Below are 5,145 nucleotides of genomic sequence, written 5' to 3'. Positions count from 1 at the left end.
CGCGCGAGCGCGACGACCCTGCCTTCCGCGGACTACACCGCAGTACGTCGGGCGATGGCGGGCTTAGCTGCCGGGTTCGGCATGGGACCGGGCGATCCCCGCCTCCGTGGTCGCGCTCGCGCGGGGCGCTGCCCGCGCGTTCCAGGCGCTCCCCTAGGGGGCGCCCTGAAGGCCGCATGGCGCTTCTGAGAAGAAAACCCTCCTTCGCTCGAGACCGCGCGCCCGGGAGATTCCGGGCTCGGATGGCAAGAGCTCGGGCTATTAGTACCGCTCGCCTGAACGCCTCGCGGCGCTTGCAGCTGCGGCCTATCGACCTCGTGGTCTACGAGGGCCCTTACCGAAGGGAGAACTCATCTCGGAGACGGCTTCCCGCTTAGATGCTTTCAGCGGTTATCCGTTCCGGGCGTGGCTAGCCGGCCGTGCCGTTGGTCGACAACCGGGACACCAGAGGCCCGTCCGCCCCGGTCCTCTCGTACTAGGGGTAGACCTCCTCAGTTCTCCTGCGCCCACGGAGGATAGGGACCGAACTGTCTCACGACGTTCTGAACCCAGCTCGCGTACCGCTTTAAACGGCGAACAGCCGTACCCTTGGGACCTGCTCCAGCCCCAGGATGCGATGAGCCGACATCGAGGTGCCAAACCTTGCCGTCGATGTGGACTCTTGGGCAAGATCAGCCTGTTATCCCCGGAGTACCTTTTATCCGTTGAGCGACGGCCCTTCCGCTCGGGGCCGCCGGATCACTAGAGCCGACTTTCGTCCCTGCTCGGCTTGTGGGCCTCGCAGTCAGGCTGGCTTGCACTCTTGCGCTCCGCGGACGGTTGCCGACCGTCCTGAGCCAACCTTGCGCGCGCCTCCGTTACTCTTTGGGAGGCGACCGCCCCAGTCAAACTACCCGCCTGGCACGGTCCCCCGCCCTGCTTCAAGGGTCGGGGTTAGGCCGCCGACGCGACGAGGGCAGTATTCCAAGGTCGCCTCCACGGGGGCTTGCGCCCCCGCTTCGCGGGCTCCTGCCTATCCTCTACGCGACGCGCCGTCGGCCAATGCCAAGCTGCAGTAAAGGTTCACGGGGTCTTTCCGTCCTTCCGCGGGTAATTCGCATCTTCACGAATAGTGCAATTTCGCCGGGTCCATGGTCGAGACAGCGCCCAAGTCGTTACGCCGTTCGTGCAGGTCGGAACTTACCCGACAAGGAATTTCGCTACCTTAGGACCGTTATAGTTACGGCCGCCGTTTACCGGGGCTTGGGTTCACCGCTTCGCCTTGCGGCTGACGGATCCCCGTGACCTTCCGGCACCGGGCAGGCGTCAGACCCTATACGTCGCCTTGCGGCTTTGCAGAGTCCTGTGTTTTTGATAAACAGTCGCTTGGGCCGTTTCGCTGCGGCCCCCGGGGGCTCGGGAGGCGAGCTCCTCCACCCCCGGGGGCGTCCCTTCTCCCTAGGTTACGGGACCATTATGCCGAGTTCCTTGACCATGGTTCCCCCGATCGCCTCGGTATCCTCTACCCGCCCACCTGTGTCGGTTTTCGGTACGGGCGCCGCGTCGCCTGCCTAGGGGTTTTTCTAGGGAGCATGGGCTCGCCGGCTTCGCTCGAAGCTTCGTCTCGCGTCTCGGGATGTATGAAGGGCGGATTTGCCTGCCCTTCTCCCTACGCGCTTTCACGGGGACGTCCAGAACCCCGCCCGGCTACCCTTCTCCGTCGCCCCGTCGGTCGATAGCGGCGCGCGGCGGCGCGGGAATGTCCGCCCGCTGCGCATCGGCTACGCCTTCCGGCCTCGCCTTAGCTCCCGGCTGACCCTGGGGGGATTAGCCTCGCCCAGGAAACCTCGGGCTTACGGCGGAGGGGTTTCTCGCCCCTCTCTCGCTACTCATGCCTGCATCCTCACTTCAGCGCGGTCCACCGGGGGTCGCCCCTCCGGCTTCGGCCCTGCGCTGAAAGCTCCCCTACCATCGTATATATACGGTCCGCCGCTTCGGCGCCGTGCTTAGCCCCGTGAATTGTCGGCGCATGTCCACTTGACCAGTGAGCTGTTACGCACTCTTTAAATGCATGGCTGCTTCTAAGCCAACATCCTGGTTGTCTAGGCAAACGCACATCCTTTGCCACTCAGCACGGACTTGGGGGCCTTAGCGGGCGGTCTGGGCTGTTTCCCTCTCGAGCACACAGCTTAGCCCACATGCTCTGACTGCCGGGGTACCTCGCGCGGCATTCGGAGTTTGGTATCTGTCGGTAGGCGGTGAAGCCCCCTCGAGATTCCAGTGCTCTACCTCCGCGCGATATCGCCCGACGCTAGCCCTAAAGCTATTTCGGGGAGAACGAGATATCTCCGGGTTTGATTGGCCTTTCACCCCTATCCACGGGTCATCCCCTCCGTTTTCAACCGAAGTGGGTTCGGCCCTCCACGGGGTCTTACCCCCGCTTCAGCCTGCCCATGGATAGCTCACCCGGCTTCGCGTCCGCGGCGCGCGACTGAACGCCCTGTTCAGACTCGCTTTCGCTGCGGCTCGGTCTTCCTTAACCTCGCCGCGCGCCGCGACTCGCAGGCTCATTCTACAAAAGGCACGCCGTCACGGAACGTAAACGTCCGCTCCGACTGCTTGTAGGCGCACGGTTTCAGGTACTGTTTCACTCCCCTCTCGGGGTGCTTTTCACCTTTCCCTCACGGTACTGGTTCGCTATCGGTCATCGGAGAGTATTCAGCCTTGGAGGGCGGTCCCCCCTGCTTCGCGCCGGATTCCTCGTGTCCGGCGCTACTCGGGACCCGCATCGCGCGGGCGGTCTGCTCTTCGCGTACGGGGCCTTCACCCTGTATCGCCGGCCTTCCCATGCCGTTCCGCTGAGCAGCCACTTTTTCACCGCGCCCCGGGCTCCGAAGCCCCGGGCGGTGCGGTCCCACGACCCCCGAGCAGCAGCGCCTTCGGGCTGTAACGCATGCTCGGGTTTGGGCTGGGTGCGCTTTCGCTCGCCGCTACTCGCGCAATCTCGTTTGATTTCTCCTCCTCGGGGTACTTAGATGTTTCAGTTCCCCCGGTTGCCTCCCGCCGCCCTATGTATTCGGGCGGGGGTGCCTGGGCATGGCCCCAGGCGGGTTTCCCCATTCGGGCACCCCCGGATCGAAGGCCGTTTGCGCCTCCCCGGGGCTTATCGCAGCTTGCCGCGCCCTTCGTCGACTTCCGATGCCAAGGCATCCGCCGTGCGCCCTTAGTATCTTGCCTTCCGAGGAGGGCGCATGCCCTCCCGGAACGTGTTTCCTAAGAGTCAATAGTCCGGTTGCTATCGAATAATTGATATGCAACAGAAAAAAGTATCAGTTAGAGAATATCGTCGGCCGATCGGGAATCCAAATGTTAGGTTTCCCAAATCGATCGAATGTTCTATTCGCGATCTCGATGCGACCACCCGAAGCGGAAGCCTGAGGGAAAGACTTTCTAGTGGGTCTTTTCCTGTTATAACAGCTTCACGATTCGTTCGTGGTTGCGCATTTGAATCGAGATTCTTCTCGTAAAACGCTATGCGGCTTTCAAGGTGCCTCCAGGAGACCCTGGAAGCCGGATGCTGGGACGGAATGGGCCAGGCGGCCCGGCGCGGACCGGCGCGCTCGGGTCTTTCGAGGTACTAGGTCTCCCTAGAAAGGAGGTGATCCAGCCGCACCTTCCGGTACGGCTACCTTGTTACGACTTCACCCCCCTCACCCTCCACACCTTCGACGCCTCCGCCCCTTTCGGGTTCGGCCGGCGGCTTCGGGTGCAGACGACTCGGGTGGTGTGACGGGCGGTGTGTACAAGGCCCGGGAACGTATTCACCGCGGCATGCTGATCCGCGATTACTAGCAACTCCGGCTTCACGCAGGCGGGTTGCAGCCTGCGATCCGAACTGGGGCCGGCTTTGAGGGATTCGCTCCGCCTCGCGGCGTGGCGGCCCGTTGTACCGGCCATTGTAGCACGTGTGCAGCCCAGGGCATGAGGGGCATGATGACTTGACGTCGTCCCCGCCTTCCTCCGGATTGGCTCCGGCGGTCCCGTACGAGTGCCCGGCATTACCCGATGGCAACATACGGCGGGGGTTGCGCTCGTTGCGGGACTTAACCCAACATCTCACGACACGAGCTGACGACAGCCATGCACCACCTGTCACCGCTCCTTTCGGCCCCGGCGTCTCCGCCGGCTCACGGTGATGTCAAGCCCTGGTAAGGTTCTTCGCGTTGCTTCGAATTAAGCCACATGCTCCGCTGCTTGTGCGGGCCCCCGTCAATTCCTTTGAGTTTTAGCCTTGCGGCCGTACTCCCCAGGCGGGGCGCTTAATGCGTTGGCTGCGGCACGGAGGAATGGCTCCCCCACACCTAGCGCCCATCGTTTACGGCTGGGACTACCAGGGTATCTAATCCTGTTCGCTCCCCCAGCTTTCGCGCCTCAGCGTCAGTGCCGGCCCAGCAGGCTGCCTTCGCCGTCGGTGTTCTTCCCGATATCTGCGCATTTCACCGCTACACCGGGAATTCCGCCTGCCCCTACCGCACTCGATCCCCCCAGTTCGGCCCGCTTCCGGGGGTTGAGCCCCCGGCTTCGACGGTGCCGCTTGAGGAGACGCCTACGCGCGCTTTACGCCCAATGAATCCGGATAACGCTCGCCCCCTACGTATTACCGCGGCTGCTGGCACGTAGTTAGCCGGGGCTTCTTCTGCAGGTACCGTCAAAATTCTTCCCTGCCGAAAGCGGTTTACGACCCGAAGGCCTTCGTCCCGCACGCGGCGTTGCTGCGTCAGGGTTTCCCCCATTGCGCAAAATTCCCCACTGCTGCCTCCCGTAGGAGTCTGGGCCGTGTCTCAGTCCCAATGTGGCCGATCGACCTCTCAGTCCGGCTACCCGTCGTCAGCTAGGTGGGCCGTCACCCCGCCTACTACCTGATGGGACGCGGCCCCATCCCCTCCCGCCTGGGCTTTCCCGGGCCCCCCATGCGGGGGGCCCGGAGCATCCGGTATTAGCCTCGGTTTCCCGAGGTTGTCCCGGAGGAGGGGGCAGGTTGGCCACGCGTTACTCACCCGTTCGCCACTCTATTCGCGCCCGAAGGCGCCTTAACCGTTCGACTTGCATGTGTTAGGCACGCCGCCAGCGTTCATCCTGAGCCAGGATCAAACTCTCCGTTCGAAA

General features: G+C 63.4%; 3 rRNA genes. All 3 read right to left on the bottom strand.

Going from position 1 to position 5,145, the window contains the following annotated elements:
• Window positions 1–4: 4 nt before the first annotated feature.
• Window positions 5–118, bottom strand: a 5S ribosomal RNA gene (rrf, locus tag DMP07_RS08640).
• 123 nt (window positions 119–241) lie between these two features.
• Window positions 242–3,216, bottom strand: a 23S ribosomal RNA gene (locus DMP07_RS08635).
• 414 nt (window positions 3,217–3,630) lie between these two features.
• Window positions 3,631–5,142, bottom strand: a 16S ribosomal RNA gene (locus DMP07_RS08630).
• The 16S, 23S and 5S rRNA genes sit together here, the layout of an rRNA operon.
• Window positions 5,143–5,145 lie beyond the last annotated feature (3 nt).

The organism is Slackia faecicanis (assembly GCF_003725295.1).
GTDB lineage: Bacteria > Actinomycetota > Coriobacteriia > Coriobacteriales > Eggerthellaceae > Slackia > Slackia faecicanis.
This window is presented reverse-complemented; position numbering and strand designations above follow the sequence as displayed.